Genomic DNA, 19,103 nt, shown 5'->3' with positions numbered 1-19,103 from the left:
ATTTATGAAATTAAGAGAACTCAAATTACGTAATTTTCGTAATTATAGCGATGTAGAGGTGCAGTTCTCACCTTCAATCAACGTCTTGTTGGGTAACAATGCCCAGGGAAAGACCAACATGCTAGAGGCAATCTATGTTTTGGCATTAACGCGTAGTCATCGTACCAATAACAATCGCGACTTGATTAATTGGGAAAATGAAAATGCGCAGGTCTATGGCGAGGTTGAAAAAGAACTAGGCACCACCAAATTGGAAATCGATTTGGGAAAGAAAGGCAAACGTGCAAAGGTAAATCAACTCGAACAGGCTAAATTGTCCTCTTACGTGGGTGAACTAAACGTGATTTTGTTTGCTCCGGAGGACTTATCCATCGTTAAGGGAGCACCAACGGTTCGCCGTCGTTTCATGGACATGGAATTTGGTCAAATGAGCAGTCAGTATTTATACAATAATTCTCAATACAGAAAGATTCTAAAGCAACGAAATAATTACCTAAAGCAGCTTCAGCTAAAAGAGGCTTCGGATAAGCTTTATCTAGATGTCTTATCTGATCAATTAGCTGCGTATGGTGCCAAGTTAATTTTTCAACGTTTGGAATTGTTGAAGAAGTTGCAGGGATGGGCAGCAAATATCCATGCCGAAATTTCTCAAGGCAAAGAAGAATTGAAGTTTAAATATGTTTGCGCATTAAAGAAAAAACAGCAGACCAATGAAAACGACATTTACACCGGTCTAAAGGAATTGTTTGACGAAAACAAGGACAAGGAAATTAGGCAGGGTAATACGTTATATGGTCCGCATCGTGATGATTTACAGTTTATTATCAACGGAAAAGATGTTTCGACGTTCGGCTCACAGGGCCAACAAAGAACATCCGCACTTTCGGTTAAGTTAGCCGAAATTGATTTGATGAAGGAAGAAACGAACGAATATCCAATCCTATTGTTGGATGATGTTTTATCCGAGTTAGACGATAATCGTCAGACTCATTTACTAAAGTCAATTCAAGATAAAGTGCAAACGTTTTTGACGACTACGAGTCTAAGCGGAATTGCTCGTGACTTAATATCTGATCCAAAGGTGTTCAATATTTCAAGTGGGCAAGTCGTAGAAGAATAGTCTGAATTAGGGGAGGAATAAAGTTGACTGAAAATGAAAAAGAAGAACAAAGAAGAAAAGCTGACGAATATAATGCCAGCCAAATTCAAGTTCTAGAAGGTCTAGAAGCGGTACGTAAACGTCCAGGTATGTACATTGGATCAACCAGTGTTCAAGGTCTCCACCATTTGGTATGGGAAATTATTGATAATGGTATTGATGAAGCCCTAGCTGGTTTCGCCGACACTATTCACGTAACTGTTGAAAAAGATAACAGTATTACAATCGTCGATAATGGACGTGGGATTCCTACTGATATCCAAGAAAAAACTGGAAAGCCAGCCCTAGAAACAGTATTTACTATCTTGCATGCCGGAGGTAAGTTCGGTGGTGGCGGATACAAGGTTTCTGGTGGTCTTCACGGGGTTGGGGCATCAGTTGTTAATGCATTATCAACTGAATTAGATGTAACCGTAACTCGTGATGGTAAGAAGTACTACATGGACTTCAAACGTGGTCACGTTAACACCAAGATGAAATTCGTTGGTGATGATGATCCAGATAACCACGGTACTAAGGTTCACTTCCTTCCAGATCCAGATATCTTTACTGAAACAACCACTTACAACATCAAAACTTTAACCGAAAGAATTAGAGAACTTGCTTTCTTAAACAAGGGACTAAAGATTTCACTTCGTGATAACCGTCCAGAAGAACCAACATACGAAGAATTCCATTACGAAGGTGGTATCAAACACTACGTTGAATACATCGATAGTGAAAAGACACCATTATTCGAAGAACCAATCTATGTTGAAGGAATGGAAAATGACATTTCAGTTGAAGTTGCACTTCAATACACTGATGATTACCACAGTGAAATGAGAACATTTACCAACAACATTCACACCATCGAAGGTGGTACTCACGAAGAAGGTTTCAAACGTGCATTAACTCGTGTTATCAACGATTACGCTCGTAAGAACAACCTATTAAAAGAAAAAGACGATAACTTAACTGGTCCTGACGTTCGTGAAGGTTTAACAGCCGTTATTTCTGTTAAGCATCCGGACCCACAATTCGAAGGACAAACTAAGACTAAGTTGGGTAACTCAGACGCAAGAACTGCTACTGATCACATCTTCTCAGAACACTTTGCTAAGTTCTTATTTGAAAACCCAACCTTGGGTAAGCAAATTGTTGAAAAGGGTGCATTAGCTTCTCGTGTCCGTGCCGCTGCTAAGCGTGCGCGTGAAGTTACCAGAAAGAAATCAGGACTAGAAATTTCTAACTTACCTGGTAAGTTAGCAAACAATACTAGTCGTGACCCTGAAATTTCTGAATTATTCATTGTCGAAGGGGACTCCGCGGGTGGATCTGCTAAGCAAGGTCGTTCTCGTTTGACCCAAGCAATTTTGCCAATTAGAGGTAAGATTTTGAACGTTCAAAAGGCGACAATGGACAAGATTTTAGCCAATGAAGAAATCAGATCAATGTTTACAGCAATGGGTACTGGTTTCGGTAATGACTTTGATATCGAAAAGGTTCATTACCACAAACTAATTATCATGACCGATGCCGATGTCGATGGTGCCCACATTCAAACACTTCTATTGACATTGATTTACAACTACATGCGTCCATTAATCGACGCTGGATATGTCTACATCGCTCAACCACCTTTGTATCGTTTACAACAAGGTAAGATGATTAGATACATTGCAAATGATGATGAATTGGAACAATGGAAGGCTCAATTGCCTGCATCTCCAAAACCTAGCATCTCTCGTTACAAGGGTCTTGGTGAAATGGATGCCGAACAACTTTGGGATACTACTATGAACCCAGACAACCGTCGTCTACAAAGAGTTGAAGCAAAGGATGCTGCACAAGCTGCTGAAATCTTTGACATGTTGATGGGTAACAAGGTAGAACCACGTCGTAAATTCATTGAAGAAAACGCCACATTCGTTGAAAACTTAGACATTTAACATGAATGTTTCATGTGAAACATTTTAATGTAACGACCATGAATTGGAGGTAAAAACATTGGCCAATAATGAAGATTTATCAAGCCATCGTATTGAAAACGTTGACTTATCTGAAAAAATGAAAACATCATTCTTGGACTACGCAATGAGTGTTATCGTTGCGCGTGCCCTTCCTGATGTTCGAGACGGAATGAAACCAGTTCACAGAAGAATTCTATATGATATGCGTGAACTTGGTTTAACTCCTGACAAACCATTCCGTAAGTCTGCCAGAATCGTAGGGGATACTCTTGGTAAGTATCACCCCCATGGTGACGCTGCAGTTTATGGATCAATGGTTAGAATGGCCCAAACATTTAGTTACAGATATCCATTGGTTAATGGACATGGTAACTTCGGTTCTGTCGATGGTGACGGTGCCGCTGCCATGCGTTATACCGAAGCAAAACTAAGTAAAATTGGGATGGAAATGCTAAGAGACATCAACAAGGATACTGTCGATTTCCAAGATAACTTCGATGGTAGTGAAAGAGAACCAGAAGTATTACCTTCTCGTTTCCCTAACCTACTTGTTAATGGTGCTTCCGGAATTGCCGTTGGGATGGCTACAAATATTCCTCCTCACAATTTAAGCGAAGTAATCTCAGCAATTCATATCCTAATGAACAATCCAGAAGCTACCACTGCTGACTTGATGGAAGCATTACCTGGACCTGACTTCCCAACCGGGGGTGTCGTTTTAGGTAAGTCTGGAATTAGAAGAGCTTACGAATCTGGTAAGGGTAGCATCGTGCTACGTGCCAAGACAGAAATCGAAGAACAAAAGAGTGGTAAGCAACGCATTATCGCTACTGAAATTCCATACATGGTTAACAAGGCGAAGTTAATTGAACACATCGCCAACCTTGTTCGTGACAAACGACTAGATGGAATTACAGATATCAATGATGAATCTGACCGTGATGGTATGAGAATCGTGATTGATGTTAGACGTGATGCATCTGCCCAAGTTGTTTTAAACAACCTATACAAGCTAACATTAATGCAAACTAGCTTTAGCTTTAACATGCTAGCTATCGTTGAAGGTACTCCAAAGATTTTAAGCTTGAAAGAAATCTTAAATGAATACTTGGAACACCAAGTTAACGTTATCAAACGTCGTACCGAATACGAATTAGCCAAAGCTGAAAACCGTGCTCACATCTTAGCTGGTTTAATCATTGCTTTGGACAACATTGACCGTGTTATTACAATCATCCGTGAATCACAAACCTCAGCAATCGCCAAGGATCAATTAATGAGTGAATTCTCACTAACTGATAAGCAAGCCCAAGCTATCTTGGATATGCGTCTTGTTCGTTTGACTGGTTTGGAACGCGACAAGATTGTTAGCGAACATGCCGAACTATTGAAAGACATCGAACGTTACAAGGAAATTCTAGGTAGTCGTGAAAAGATTAATGAATTAATCTATCAAGAATTACTAGAAATCCAAGAAAAATATGGTGACGAAAGAAAGACTGAACTACGTGTTGGAGAAGTTCTAAGTATCGAAGACGAAGATTTAATCGCTGAAGAAGATATCATGATTACATTGACTCACAACGGTTACATCAAGCGTACTGCTACTTCTGAATTCAAGAGCCAAAACCGTGGTGGTCGTGGTGTGCAAGGAATGGGTGTCCACGATGATGACTTCATCGAACACTTACTAGCAACTACTACCCACCATTCATTACTATTCTTTACCAACCTAGGTAAGGTTTACAGAATGAAGGGTTACGAAATCCCTGAATACGGTCGTTCCGCTAAAGGTATTCCAATCATCAACCTATTAGGAATTGATACAGATGAAAAGATTCAAGCTGTTATTCCGGTTGACGATAACGAAAGTAACGACGGTAGATTCTTATTCTTCACAACCCTAAAGGGAACTGTAAAACGTACACCAATCGATGAATTCCAAAACATCAGAAGTAATGGTCTAAAGGCTATTCACTTGAAGGATGAAGACGAATTGATGCGTGTATCAACAGTATCTGAAGACCAAAACATTATTATTGGTACTCACTTAGGTTACTGTGTCAGCTTCAAGGTTTCAGACGTTCGTTCAATGGGACGTTCTGCTACCGGGGTTCGTGGTATCCGTCTAAGAGAAAATGATTACGTAGTTGGTGGGGATGTTTTAGATCCAAACGACAACGTCTTCGTTATCTCTGAAAATGGTTACGGTAAGCAAACTCCTGCTTCCGAATACCAAATCAAAGGCCGTGGTGGTAAGGGTATCAAGACAGTTAACGTGACTGAAAAGAACGGTCCATTAGCTGGATTGACTACTGTTGCCGGTGATGAAGATATCATGCTTGTTACTGACAAGGGTGTTATGATCAGATTTAGTATTTCTGACGTTTCACAAACTGGTCGTGCTACTCTAGGGGTTCACTTAATCAAGATTGATGAAGATTCCAGAGTATCAACTGTTGCCCGTGTTCAAAAGGAAGACGAAACAGAAGATGATGCTGAAGAACAAACTGCTGAAGTAAGTTCTGATAATACAGAATCAACTGAAGAAACAAATAACAACGATGAAGAATAATCGTTAAACAAAAAAGCTTTCATGTAGGACGTAAAAATCCTATGATGAAAGCTTTTTTATTGTGGTTGTACACCAATAAATCTATAATTAGGCCTTAATACACTTTAAAAAACGGGGGTGAGCGAATGGAAAAACAAAATCAACTAACGCAGAGCCAATCCAACCAACAAATTATTAAGTCACTGACAAGTAATGGGTTGGGGGCCTTTAGTTACGGAATCTTTCAGTACGGGATTAGTTTCATGCTATTGCATGCCACTCATTCTCCATTGAGCTTTGGGATGAATATTGCCGTCGGTCCATTGATTAGTTTATTGACGTTTATTCCGATTGGAAACTTCGTCGATACCCATAACCATAAGCGCATTATCTTTTGGGGCTATGTATTAAGAATGATTGGTTTTCTCGCATTGGCGTTAGCACTACCATTTTTCCATGGTGGATCATTATTGATTCCGGTCGCGATTTTTATTGCGATTGATTCTATCTTGGTTAACTTGAGAAACACAGCGTACTCAGCATCAATTCGCCAATTAGTAAGAATGTCGGATGTGGCCAAACTGACTTCGCTCACCACCGCCGTGGCCTCAGCTTCTAGAATATTATCGCCCGTCTTAGGGATTACGCTGTATGCCTTGATTAGTGTCGAGGGATTAATCGCCCTAGAAATCGCAGCGACGGTAGTAGCGATGTTAATTATGATGTCGCTTCATTTCTACGAGGTTAAAGTAGAAAAACAAGAACGCGTATCGCAAAGACAACAGTTTAAACAAACGCTTCAATACGTTAAAAAACGTCCATTTATTCGTGACAGTATCGTCGCGGAAATCGTGGTGAACTTCTTCTACACGGCTGTCGTTACCGGAAGTCCATTCATTATCGTTAACCAATTGGGCTTGCCCAATTCAGTCGTAATTTGGACGGAAACCGGATACTCGATTGGTTATCTAACCGGGAGTTTAATCACCAGTCGATTAAGACAACAAAATCACTTTGGAATTAAGATTATGTCGACCATGATTTTAGTCGGAATTAGTTTAGTCGGCTTAGGATTCCTATTTACCGTTACCAAGAACCAAATGATTGTTTCGGTAATCGGGATGCTATTGTCATTATTGATGGAATTATCGTTTGCCATATTTGATTTGGCGATTGAAATTCGTCTTCAAAGTACCGTTGAACATAACATCTTGGGAAGGGTTAGTTCCACACTCTACACGGTTGGATATGCCATCATGCCATTTGGGACCTTGGTATACACCTGGTTATATGACATGTTCCCACGTGGTAGTTTCATTATGATGATTAGTGGTTTGATTCTAATCATCTACACCGTATTGAGTATTTCCCAATTTGTTCGAAATATCAAAAAAGACGATTTGTATGTAGAAGAGCATGCAGATCAGATTAATTAAACTATAAGTCTAATAATTTAATAAAATATTAATTAAAACTTTATTAATTTGATGATAGAATAAAACTATACAAAAGATGAGGGGATATTCTTATGAATTTTAAGAGAGAGTTAAAGGCATTGTTGTTTGTCTTTTCATTGTTCCTTTTGATCTCTATGGGGGTTAATGCTAATGCTAGCGTTAAGACATACCATCAAAAGGGATATGCTTTGAAGGGTGGCTATGCAACACACTTCGTAAACAACGGAAACTATGCATACATTCCTAAGTATAACTACGGTTCAAGTGCTGGATACTACGAAAGTGCGACTTACCAATCTAATCCATACACTATGTTTGCCAAGGGCGGAAACTTCCGTCGTAACGCCAGAACTAGTTTCTACCTACCAGTCTCATATAACTGGAGTGGTGACCTTGGAAACCCACAAAGTGTCGCTATTTCTAAGTCAGGTCAATACGCTTATGTAATGTACCCAGATGCAAAAAATACTATTGTTAGATACGATTTATGGAAACTTCACAGTCTAGGTGTTGATACCAACAACATGGCAGCACTAAGAATGGGTGTTAGAAACCGTGATCCACAAATTATGTCAGCAATTAAGTTTGGTCCTAAGTTCGCTGCTGGTCACGGTCAATCACTAGCATTGAACCCAAAAACTAACATGCTATGGTACGTAAAGATGGATGTTGTGACTACTACACCAACATTGGTTGAAGTTAGCCCAACTACTTTAAAGCCAGTTAAGCAAATCAAGTTCAAGTTCAGTCGCTCATATTCAATCAATAACGAATTAGCAATTGATAACAACGGAAACTTCTACACATACGTTAAATACCGTATGCAAGGAAAATCCGCTGGTAGAATCGTTATCTTCAAGGGACAAGTTAAGAACAACCACGTTACTTTCCGCGCTATCAAGCAAGGTCTAGCTAACGGTCAAGGTTTCCAAACTCAAGGAATGGGTTACAACCCTGCAAGTAATCGTTTATACTTAGTTTCTGACGGTGTTATTTCATCAATTCCAGTAAACAAGTTAAACAAATTACGTCCAAGGGATGTTAGAACAACCAAGTTCAATACTAACCTAGAATTCGAAGGAGTTGCCTTTAACCAAGCTGGTTTAGGATACATCCTAACAATTCGTGGATCACAACTATTTACTATTAATAACTTTTAAAAATAACGGGAATGTTTCTTTGCGTATATATAAATGTATCGCAGAAAAACAATCCCGTTTTTTGTATTGAATATTTTATTTTTTAATGTTAAACTTATTGAACGTGAGTATTGGTTATAAATAACTCGTACTCCTTACTCAACCCAAGAGGTTGGGTCTAAAGTCCACAAGGAGGTGTAATTCATGGAAGAACACAAATATGAAATTACTTACATCATTCGTCCAGATATGGAAGAAGGAGCTAAGAACGACTTAGTTGCTAAGTTCGACAAGGTTCTAACTGACAATGGTGCTAAGATTATTGATTCAAAAGACTGGTCAAAGCGTCGTTTCGCTTACGAAATCGCCGGTTACAACGAAGGTGTATACCACATCGTTAACCTAACTACTGCAGAAAAGACTGCTCTAGACGAATTCGACCGTCAATCAAAATTCAGTGATGACATTCTACGTCAAATGACTGTAAGAAGATAATTTAGAATTTAAACGTTTTAAAAAAGAGAGGAGTAATTTTCAGCATGATTAATCGTACAACTTTAACTGGTAGATTAACACGGGATGTTGATTTGCGATACACTCCAAGCGGTTCAGCCGTAGGTAACTTCACTTTAGCTGTTGATCGTAGTTTTACCAACCAACAAGGTGAAAGAGAAGCAGATTTTATCAACTGTGTTATCTGGCGTAAATCCGCTGAAAACTTTGCTAACTTCACCCATAAGGGTGCTTTGGTTGGTATTGATGGACGTATTCAAACAAGAAATTACGAAAATCAACAAGGCCAAAGAGTATATGTTACTGAAGTAGTTGTAGAAAACTTTGCATTACTAGAACCTCGTTCAAGTAACCAAGGTAACAACAACGCCGGCAACAATGCTCCTCAAGCAAATGCAGGAAATAACAATCCATTTGATTCATCAAACAATGCCCCATCAAATAATGGTGGCAATAACTCAGCGGATCCATTCGCTAACTCTGGTGATCAAATTGATATTTCCGATGATGATTTACCATTTTAATGTGTAAATAAAAGAGGAGGGAAATTTAATGGCTCAACAAAGAAGAGGTGGCCGTCGTCGCCGTAAGGTTGACTTCATCGCCGCAAACCACATCGAATACATCGATTACAAAGATACTAACCTATTAAGTCGTTTCGTATCTGAAAGAGGTAAGATTTTACCACGTCGTGTTACTGGTACTAGCGCAAAGAACCAACGTAAGTTAACTCTTGCTATCAAGCGTGCACGTATCATGGGCTTAATGCCATTCGTTTCAGAAGACTAAAAATAACTTTTTAACTGGGATTGATTTTTATCGGTCTCAGTTTTTTTATGCTCAAAAATACCTATATGAAGGGGATACAAATAATGTTTGTAGCTCCTTTTTTTGAATAATCACCTAATGTGATAAAATAAAGATATAAAAAAATAAAAAAGAGGAGTTACAATGAAAAAATTGTTCTCGCTAACTAACCTACCTCCATTTTTGAAGAACCAAGTTCTTAGATGGATTGCGTTAGCTTTAACCGTATTATCAATCTTTGGTTTGGTTGTATCTTTCCTATACGATTGGAAATCCGGTGTCCTTTTCTTAGTATTCGTATGTTCATTGTTATCTTACATCTTTAAGAAAATGAACGATCTAAGTGTCAGCACCGATAATTACATCTCAGACCTTTCATACCGTATGCATCGTGGTGAACAAGAAACACTCTTGGAAATGCCAGTTGGTGTATTAATGATCAGTGAAACAGGAGCAATTGAATGGGTAAACCCATATTTGACCCCTTATTTTGGTGATCAAGATTTACTTGGTAAGACCGTCGAAGAAGTAAACGAAGAATTATCCGACATCCTAGAAAACAATTGGGATAATCCTGACTACGCAACCGTGAAATGGGAAGACCATTACTTTACAATGTTGATTCAAAAGGAATATCGCACCATCTACATGATGGATATCACCAAGTACTACCAAATCGAAAAAGACTACAACGACGAAAAAATCGCCGTTGGTCAAGTTTTCTTGGATAACTACGATGAAATTACTCAATCAATGACCGACCAAGAAATCTCAAACCTAAATAACTACGTTACCAACGAATTGACTATTTGGGCTCAAAAATTTGGTTTCTTCATCAAACAAGTGGATGAAGATCACTACATCATGATGGCCTACTCAAAGGTTCTAAAGGATATCGAAGATGACAAGTTCAGCATCCTAGATGAAATCCGTGAATCTACATCTAAGCAAAATTACCCAGTTACCTTGAGTATCGGGATTGCCTATGGTGAAGACAACCTAAACGACCTATCTGAACAAGCCCAAAGTGACTTGGACTTAGCTTTAGGTCGTGGGGGAGACCAAGTTGTTGTTAAGGCTAAAGACCATGAAGCTCGTTTCTATGGTGGTAAGACCAACCCAATGGAAAAACGTACCAGAGTTCGTGCTCGTATGATTTCTCAAGCCCTACAAGAACTATTCAAAGAAGCAGATACTATTTTCGTGCAAGGTCACAGTCAACCGGATATGGACTCAATTGGTGCATGCCTCGGTATTCATCGTTTAGCTAAGATGAATAACAAGCACTGCTATGTGGTTATTCCAGAAGGAACTTTCCACTCTGATGTACAACGTTTAATCGACAAGACTAAGGAAGACGAAACTCTAGCAGATGACATCATCACACCAGATGAAGCCCTACAATTAGCTACTGACAACAGTCTTTTAATCATGGTTGACCACTCTAAACCATCAATGAGTGTGTCTGAAGACCTATACAACAGATTGGAAAGCAAGGTTATGATTATTGACCACCATAGACGTGGTGAAGAATTCCCTGAAAACCCAGTCTTGGTTTACATCGAACCATACGCTTCATCAACCTGTGAATTGATTACCGAAATGTTCGAATATCAATCACAAGATGCGGAACCAGTAAGCAAACTAGAAGCAACAGCAATGTTGACTGGTATCTTTGTTGATACTAAACAATTCACTTTACGTACTGGAACTAGAACGTTTGATGCTGCATCATACCTACGTTCAGCTGGTGCTGACTCAGAAGAAATGCAACAATTCATGCGTGAAAATCCTGATGCCTACATGGCAAGAATGCACCTAATTTCAATGGCCAAGGTCGTTGAAGGACACGAAAACATGATGTATGTAGCCGGTGAAGAAGACAAGGTCTACGATCCTGTCACTGCCGCTCAAGCTGCTGATTCAATGCTAAACATGTCAGGTGTAGAAGCATCTTATGTTATCTCTCATCGTCCAGATGATTTAATCGGTATTTCTGCAAGAAGTAACGGTGAAGTCAACGTGCAAAGAGTAATGGAAGAACTAGGTGGTGGTGGTCACTTATCAAGTGGTGCTACCCAAATTGCCGACAAGACAATTGAAGAAGTGGAACAAATGCTTTTGGATTCCATCAATGAAGTCAAGAGCGAAGAAGCTCCTGAAGAATCAGAAGACAATTAATTCATTCATTTAAAAAAACACCTAGAGAGTTTATAATAATATAAAGACATTAAGAGGAGTGATTTGAATGAAAGTTATATTTTTAGAAGATGTTCGCGGTAAAGGTAAACGTGGAGAAATCAAGAACGTTTCCGACGGATATGCACAAAACTTCTTAATTAAACAAGGTAAAGCTAAAGAAGCAACCAACTCAGCATTAAGCCAACTTCAAGGTGAAAAACACGCCGAAGCAAAAGAAGCTGCAGCTGAATTACAAGAAGCCAAAGACTTAAAGGCAAAACTAGAAGATGATAAGACAGTCGTTGAATTATCTGCTAAAGTTGGTGCTGACGGCCGTTTATTCGGATCAGTATCCTCAAAACAAATCGTTGCAGAAATGCAAAAACAACATGGCTTAAAGATTGATAAGCGTAAGATTGAATTGGGTGAACCAATTAGAACTTTAGGTTACACTAACGTTCCAGTTAAACTACACAAACAAGTTACTGCTACAATCAGAGTTCATGTAAGTGAAAAATAAATCTTAAAGGAAATCGAGGGGGAGTATGAGTAACGAGTATATGAATGGTCAAACACCACCACAAGATTTAGATGGTGAAAAAGCCGTCTTGGGTGCTGTTCTATTAGACAATGAAAAATTAGCAGAAACCCAAGAATTTATTACCTCTGATGATTTTTATCGACATGCTCATCAGTTGATTTTCGCCGCTATGGAGACCTTGGGTGACAAGGATGAACCAATTGATGCGTCGACTTTAAGAACTGAACTTGAAGGTGGCCATAATCTAGAAGATGCCGGTGGTGTGGCTTATTTAGCTGAATTAGCAACCACAACACCAACCGCTGCCAATGCCGTTTACTATGCCAAAAACGTTCACCAAAAGGCAGTTGCTAGACGTCTGATCAAGACCGCAACTGACATCGTGACCGAAAGTTACAACAACAACGGAAACATTGATGAATTATTGGATAACGCTGAACGTTCAATCTTAAACGTTTCAGAAGATAGAAACAGCAATGGTTTCAAGTTCATTGGGGATGTTTTAGGACAATCCCTAGACAGTATTCAAGAATTAGCTCAACAAAAATCAACTGTTACCGGTTTGTCGACTGGTTTTCCAGCCTTAGATAAAATGACAACCGGTCTGCATGATGATGAATTAGTAATTCTAGCCGCTCGTCCAGCCGTTGGTAAGACTGCGTTTGCCCTAAACTTAGCGCAAAATGTGGGTACCAAGTCTGGAAAAGCTGTTGCTATTTTCAGTTTGGAAATGAGTGCTGAATCACTAGTTAGTCGTATGATTTGTGCCGAAGGTAGTATTGATGCTAACCACTTGAGAACTGGTCAATTGACTGGTGAAGAATGGCAAAGTGTCTATATGGCAATGGGTAGTCTATCCAATGCCAGCATCTACATCGATGACACTGCCGGAACTAAGATTTCCGAAATTCGTGCCAAATCAAGACGTTTGGCCAAGGATACTAACAACCTTGGTCTAATCGTGGTCGATTACTTGCAACTAGTTGATGGTGGTAGCCAAGAAAACCGTCAACAAGAAGTTTCATACATTTCACGTCAATTGAAGAAGATTGCCAAGGAACTAGGTGTTCCAGTTATTGCGCTATCCCAATTGTCTCGTGGAGTTGAACAACGACAAGACAAGCGTCCGGTTCTATCTGATATTCGTGAATCTGGATCAATCGAACAAGATGCCGATATCGTTGCCTTCCTATACCGTGATGATTATTACGAAAGAGAAGATGGCGACGATGATGAAGAAGAATCAGAAGTAGAAGAAAACAACGACGTAGGTGAAGTTGAAGTAATTATCGAAAAGAACCGTTCAGGTCCTCGTGGAACTGTTAAGTTACTATTTATCAAATCACATAATAAATTCTCATCTATCGCATACAATCCAGATGATGAGGGTTAATTAAAACTAAATCCTTAGCGTTTGCTAAGGATTTTTTTGTCAAAATTCGGGGGTGAGAGAATGAATGAAATTAAACTGCACTGGTTATTCTTAGGATCTTTAATCAATAACATTGCGGTAAGTACGGTCTGGCCGCTTACGACCGTCTACATGCATGATGCATTGGGCAAGTCATTGACTGAAGTCGGCATAATTTTGTTCCTATACTCAAGTTCTAACGTTTTGGGTAATTATATATCGGGGAAACTATTTGACCGCCATAATCGCTATATTTTGACGATAATGGGGATTATTACTTCCGTGTTGATATCGTTTGGATTAATTTTCTTCAATGGCTGGCCATACTATCCAATTGGATTGGTATTATTTGGCTTTACGACCGGTTGGAACCTAACGATGATTAATTCCTTAGGGACTACCGTTAAAATGAAATCAGGGCGTTTTATTTTCAATATGCTGTATTTAGCGCAAAACGTCGGGGTGGTATTTGGCACGATTGCGGTTGGTTTTATCTATCCAATCGGAATTGGCTACGTCTTCATGTTGACCACTGCCATATTGATTATTTACGGCATTAGCGCCATTCTGACCTATCACAAAGAGGGTTCGATTTATCCTATCAAACGTGATGCGATGAAGAAGACAAAGGTAAAGTTACCGCGTCCAAACTGGATTATCGTCACCACATTCTTCGTAACACTAGCCATCATTTGGATTGTCTATGAACAATGGGTATCCAACATGTCGGTATACATTACCGGATCAGGCATTCCACTATCAATGTACAGTCTATTGTGGACGTTAAACGCATTCTTGTTGGTAGTATTCCAACTATTGATTAACTGGATTGCGCAAAAACACGACAGCCTTTACTTCCAAATTTACTTTGGAATTCTATTTATCGGTTTGTCATTCTTCACACTAATCTTTACCCATACCTACACCGGATTCGTCATCTCAATGATTGTTCTAACATTGGGAGAAGCATCCGTCATACCTTCAATTCCAGCGTTGGTCAACGAGTTAACGCCGGTTGAAGTAAAGGGTAAGTATCAAGGATTAACTAATGCCTGGGCCGCAATTGGTAAGGCAATTGGACCGTTAGTCGGTGGAATCATCATTGATGCCACTTCGTATGGATTATTGTTCATCGTATGTACAATCACGTGTGTGGTAATTATTCTAGGATCAGAATTAATCGCCAGATATTCACGTAAAAAAGTAACTAAATATTCAGAATAATTGGTTCGCTATTTTTATAGCGAACTTTTTTATTAAAAATAAATTAGAATAGTAAAAGCCGATATGTAGCTATTATTATTTTATCTAATGCTAGTATCGAAAACACAAATGACAAAATGGTTAGAAAACCATTGACCTTTTTGAACTCAAAGTCTAGTATTTGAAATGTTCAATAAATAAAAAACAAATAACTAATAAAACATTTTGATGAAGGTAATTAGATCTTTAGCCGTACTAAGCGAGTGTCGTTGCTGAAAGGGCATTGCGACTATTGATTGAAAGACTTGATTGTATAAGTTCACTTTTCCAGGTGAAATGGTTGTACCCATTATCGTACCGCGTATGAAGCACTAATTGTGTAGTACGAGCGAGAAAATATTTGTGAAAATATTTTGAATCTGGGTGGTACCACGTTACAGACGTCCCTTAGCCGATTGGCTGAGGGGCGTTTTTTAGTTATTTGTTAAAAAGTTGGGAGAGATTTATATGCATAGAAAAATTTTTAAGAACGCCAACATCTTTGATGGAGTCCACGAAGATGTCTTTAAAGATTTTAGTTTTGCAGTCGATGTAGAAACAGGGAAGATTACTGAAATTGCTCAAAAAATTTCGCCAGCAGCAGACGATGAAGTAATTGATGTAAATCATAAGTTTGTCGCTCCGGGTTTAATCAATGCCCACACTCACATCACCAGTGATCCTAACATTAGCACTGGAGGTGATAAGGACGTTGTAGAAACCACAGTCGATGCCATTAAGGCATTACGAGCATTCTTAAAATCTGGCTGTACATACGTGAGACAATGCGGTGCTAGATACGGAATCGATATTCCAATCAAGCGTTTAATTACCGAAGGCAAAATTGATAATGTTCCACATGTGATGGCTTCAGGGAAGGCCTTTACTATGACCGGTGGACATGGTGATTATGCCAACGGCGGAAACGTTGTTGATTCTCCAGATGAAATGAGAAAGAAAATTCGTGAAGGCTTAAAAGCTGGTGCTGATTGCATCAAGATTATGGCATCTGGAGGAGTAATGTCACCTGGTGACTTCATGGACGAAGCTCAATTAACAATTGATGAAATGAAGGTCGCCGTTTATGAAGCACATAACAAACATAAGATTGTCGCAGCTCACGCTGAAGGTAATCCAGGAATCAGAAACGCCATTGAAGCTGGCGTAGATTCTATCGAACACGGTTTTTACGTTGACGATGAAGAAATCGCAATGATGAAAGAACGTGGCACATATATTGTTCCAACCATTATCGCCGCTGCATCTGTAACCGAGAAGGGTAAGGAAACATTACCTAAGTGGGAACACCAAAAGATGGCTAACGCAATGGACGATGCATATACCAATGTCAAAAAGGCGTACGAAAATGGCGTCAACATCGCATTAGGTACTGATGCAGGAACACCTTATAACTACTTTGATATGACCACTCCTAAGGAATTAGAGATGATGGTTGATCGTATCGGAATGAGTGAATTTGAAGCGTACAGAACTTCTTACAAGGCCGCAGAGTTAATGAAAATTGATGATGAATACGGCTCAATCGAGAAAGATAAATACGCGGATTTCATAATCATTGATGACAATCCAATGGAAGATATCAAAGCAGTCCAACAAACAGATAAAGAAGTGTATATAAGCGGAAGAAAAGAATTTTAGAATAGGGGATGAATTTTATGAAGAAAAACAAAATGATTATCGGATCAACCATGATTATGATGGCCATTGGTTTAGCCGCCTGTGGTAAGTCCAACTCAGCAAGTCAAACATCCAATAACGGAACTACCAAGCCAATTAATTGGATGGCATCATCAGAAATTACCACTTTAGACCCTTCAAAGATTGTTGATGCAGAGACAGGTAATACTGCTTTAAATGCTGAACAAGGTTTATTAACCTACGGGGACAAAGGTAAATTAGAGAACGGAATAGCTAAAAGTTACGATGTTTCAAAAGATGGTAAGACATACACATTCCATTTAAGAGATAATGCTAAATGGAGTGATGGTAGCAAGGTCACTGCCAATGATTTCGTTTACGGAATTCAACGCACAGTTAACCCTAAAACTGCCGCACAAAATACATATGATTTCGATCATATCGTAAATTATGAAGCTGTAAGTAAGGGTCAAATGTCATACAAGAAGTTAGGTGTTTCAGCACCAAACGATAAGACGGTAGTATTTAAACTATCTAACCCACAACCATATTTTAAGTACCTAGTAGCTGGGACTGATTTCCTACCTCAAAAACAATCATTTGTTGAATCAAAAGGTAGCAAGTATGGAACTAACTCAGAAAATCAAATTTACGATGGACCATTTAAGGTTACCGGATGGACCGGAACCAATGATACTTGGATGCTAGAAAAGAATGATAACTACTGGGATGCCAAGAGTACTAAGTTAGAAAAGATTAAGATTAACGTTGAAAAGGACGCTAACACTGCCTACAATGAATACCAATCAGGTCAACTGGATGAAATGATGTTAGCTGATAAGGAACAAGTTAAACATTACAAGGGCACTCCGGAATTCCATCAATTAGCCAGTGCACGTAACAACTATCTAGAATTTAATGAAGACAGGATTCCTGCATTTAAGAATGTCAACATTAGAAAAGCTCTATCAATGGTAGTTAACAGAGATCAATTTGTTAACGACGTAATGGGTGATGGCTCATTCCCAGCTAAGGGATTAGTTTCAACTGGAATGATGAGCAGAAATGGTGTTGATTTTGCAGATGCTGCTTACGTTAAGGACGCAGCAACCTACAACAAGAAGAAGGCTCTATACTACTGGAATAAGGGAATGAAAGAAATTGGTAAGAAGTCACTTACATTCAACATCTTGTTCGATGATACTTCTGAAGGTAAATCAATCACTGAATTCCTACAAAGTTCAGCATTTAGTCAACTACCTGGTTTGAAGGTAACCGCTACTAACATTCCAACTAAGGCTCGTTTGAGCAGACAAATTGCCTACGATTACGACGCCACAGTTACTGGATGGAGCACCACTTACCCAGACCCAATTTCATTCCTACAATTGCTAACAAGTACCTACCCATACAACTTTGCAAGATGGAAGAATGCTGAATATGACAAGTATGTAAATGCTGCATCAACCACCGATGCAAACAACTCAGAAAAGCGTTGGGATGACATGGTTAAGGCCGAAAAGATTCTTATGAACGATCAAGGTGCCGTACCATTCTACCAAAGCTCAGAACCACAAGTTGTTAAGACTAACATCAAAAATGTTACCCACTCAGCTACCGGTTTGGAATGGAACTTTAGTAAAGCATACGTTGAAAAATAGTTATTTTAAAAATATATAATAATTAAAAAACCATCATTGTTTATAAATGATGGTTTTTTACATGCTTTATGTCTAAAAAAACTTTAATTATAAAGTTTATTAATTGTAGATATTACGATGTTAATACCACTAATTTCGGTGTCCAAATCTAAAGTGGGCATTTCTTTTTTATAAGCGTAGTTGCTTGGTAAATGAATAAAACATGCTTTCATATTTGGATACTTATCTCGAATAAGATATTGGCATTCATACATAATATGATTACATACGTAACGTCCTGCGTTATCAGATAAATGGCTGGGAATACCTGCTTCTTTTAATGCATTTACAAGTTCTGTAACTTGTAAATTTACGTAATAATATTTTTCTCCCTGTTGATGAATAAATTCATGTTCCGGTTTATAACCTGAATTATCAGGTACGGTTGTGTGATCCTCATTGAATGCAATTGTTTCTGGAGTAATTTCTTTTCTACCAGCTGCCTCGCCGAGACAGATAACCACATCTGGATTGAATTGCTCAATAGTCTTGTTTAAAACAACCGCGCTTTTTTTAAATTCAGTTGGCAATAATTTTTTTATAATTATGTTGTCATTTAATTTATTAGGAAGAGCATCTAGCACACTCATCGATGAATTTTTTTCTGACCCGTTAAATGGTTCAAAACCAGTAACTAATATTTTCATGTTAAGAGCCCCTTTATCTAATTAGATTCAATATACATTCAAATAGTAAGTGAAATTATTTCATCTTTCTAATATAAAATTAATAATTAAGTTGACATATATTGTAATGATAGCATATCATATTTTCAATCGTTCTAATCA

At 38.6% G+C, this 19,103-nt stretch carries 15 protein-coding genes; 14 read left to right on the top strand and 1 reads right to left on the bottom strand.

Annotation, left to right across the window (positions count from 1 at the left end):
• Positions 1 to 4: 4 nt before the first annotated feature.
• The 14 genes from recF (at position 5) to KTJ72_RS05935 (ending at position 18,276) form a co-directional block, all read left to right on the top strand.
• A complete protein-coding gene (gene recF / locus KTJ72_RS06000; RefSeq protein ID WP_034533759.1) occupies positions 5 to 1,120 on the top strand; it encodes a DNA replication/repair protein RecF in 1,116 nt (371 codons plus the stop codon).
• Positions 1,121 to 1,143: 23 nt separating this feature from the next.
• Positions 1,144 to 3,090 (top strand): DNA topoisomerase (ATP-hydrolyzing) subunit B, encoded by a 1,947-nt coding sequence (gene gyrB / locus KTJ72_RS05995; protein WP_034533762.1) that lies wholly within the window; start codon positions 1,144 to 1,146, stop codon positions 3,088 to 3,090.
• A 118-nt stretch (positions 3,091 to 3,208) separates the two neighbouring features.
• A complete protein-coding gene (gene gyrA / locus KTJ72_RS05990) occupies positions 3,209 to 5,686 on the top strand; it encodes a DNA gyrase subunit A (RefSeq protein WP_232347944.1) in 2,478 nt (825 codons plus the stop codon).
• Positions 5,687 to 5,811: 125 nt separating this feature from the next.
• Positions 5,812 to 7,101 carry an MFS transporter gene (locus KTJ72_RS05985; RefSeq protein WP_217304371.1) on the top strand — a complete coding sequence of 430 codons (1,290 nt, stop codon included), beginning with the start codon at positions 5,812 to 5,814 and terminating at the stop codon, positions 7,099 to 7,101.
• A 92-nt stretch (positions 7,102 to 7,193) separates the two neighbouring features.
• Positions 7,194 to 8,282, top strand: a complete 1,089-nt coding sequence (locus KTJ72_RS05980) for a hypothetical protein (protein ID WP_217304370.1) — start codon at positions 7,194 to 7,196, stop codon at positions 8,280 to 8,282.
• 183 nt (positions 8,283 to 8,465) lie between these two features.
• Complete coding sequence (gene rpsF, locus KTJ72_RS05975) at positions 8,466 to 8,756, top strand: 30S ribosomal protein S6 (RefSeq protein WP_034533768.1); 291 nt, start codon at positions 8,466 to 8,468, stop codon at positions 8,754 to 8,756.
• 44 nt (positions 8,757 to 8,800) lie between these two features.
• Positions 8,801 to 9,298: a single-stranded DNA-binding protein gene (ssb, locus tag KTJ72_RS05970; protein WP_034533769.1), complete on the top strand. Its 498-nt coding sequence runs from the start codon at positions 8,801 to 8,803 to the stop codon at positions 9,296 to 9,298.
• A gap of 28 nt (positions 9,299 to 9,326) precedes the next feature.
• Positions 9,327 to 9,563, top strand: a complete 237-nt coding sequence (gene rpsR, locus KTJ72_RS05965; protein WP_034530639.1) for a 30S ribosomal protein S18 — start codon at positions 9,327 to 9,329, stop codon at positions 9,561 to 9,563.
• Between the two features lie 162 nt (positions 9,564 to 9,725).
• On the top strand, positions 9,726 to 11,762 hold the full coding sequence (locus KTJ72_RS05960) for a DHH family phosphoesterase (RefSeq protein ID WP_080997860.1): 2,037 nt from the start codon (positions 9,726 to 9,728) through the stop codon (positions 11,760 to 11,762).
• A 67-nt stretch (positions 11,763 to 11,829) separates the two neighbouring features.
• Positions 11,830 to 12,282: a 50S ribosomal protein L9 gene (rplI, locus tag KTJ72_RS05955; protein ID WP_034530642.1), complete on the top strand. Its 453-nt coding sequence runs from the start codon at positions 11,830 to 11,832 to the stop codon at positions 12,280 to 12,282.
• 25 nt (positions 12,283 to 12,307) lie between these two features.
• Positions 12,308 to 13,696, top strand: a complete 1,389-nt coding sequence (gene dnaB, locus KTJ72_RS05950) for a replicative DNA helicase (RefSeq protein ID WP_034530644.1) — start codon at positions 12,308 to 12,310, stop codon at positions 13,694 to 13,696.
• Between the two features lie 60 nt (positions 13,697 to 13,756).
• The gene (locus KTJ72_RS05945) at positions 13,757 to 14,938 is read left to right on the top strand and encodes an MDR family MFS transporter (protein WP_217304368.1); all 1,182 of its coding nucleotides are present in this window, start codon (positions 13,757 to 13,759) and stop codon (positions 14,936 to 14,938) included.
• A gap of 486 nt (positions 14,939 to 15,424) precedes the next feature.
• Positions 15,425 to 16,615, top strand: a complete 1,191-nt coding sequence (locus tag KTJ72_RS05940; RefSeq protein WP_094750781.1) for a metal-dependent hydrolase family protein — start codon at positions 15,425 to 15,427, stop codon at positions 16,613 to 16,615.
• Between the two features lie 17 nt (positions 16,616 to 16,632).
• Positions 16,633 to 18,276 (top strand): peptide ABC transporter substrate-binding protein, encoded by a 1,644-nt coding sequence (locus KTJ72_RS05935; RefSeq protein ID WP_057197130.1) that lies wholly within the window; start codon positions 16,633 to 16,635, stop codon positions 18,274 to 18,276.
• An 83-nt stretch (positions 18,277 to 18,359) separates the two neighbouring features.
• Here KTJ72_RS05935 and KTJ72_RS05930 read toward each other — a convergent pair whose 3' ends face one another.
• Positions 18,360 to 18,962: a pyroglutamyl-peptidase I gene (locus KTJ72_RS05930; RefSeq protein ID WP_217304367.1), complete on the bottom strand. Its 603-nt coding sequence runs from the start codon at positions 18,960 to 18,962 to the stop codon at positions 18,360 to 18,362.
• Between the last annotated feature and the right edge of the window lie 141 nt (positions 18,963 to 19,103).

This window comes from Apilactobacillus waqarii (assembly GCF_019061205.1).
GTDB lineage: Bacteria > Bacillota > Bacilli > Lactobacillales > Lactobacillaceae > Apilactobacillus > Apilactobacillus waqarii.
The sequence above is the reverse complement of the archived record's forward strand: the minus strand, read 5'-3'. Positions and strand labels throughout refer to the sequence as shown.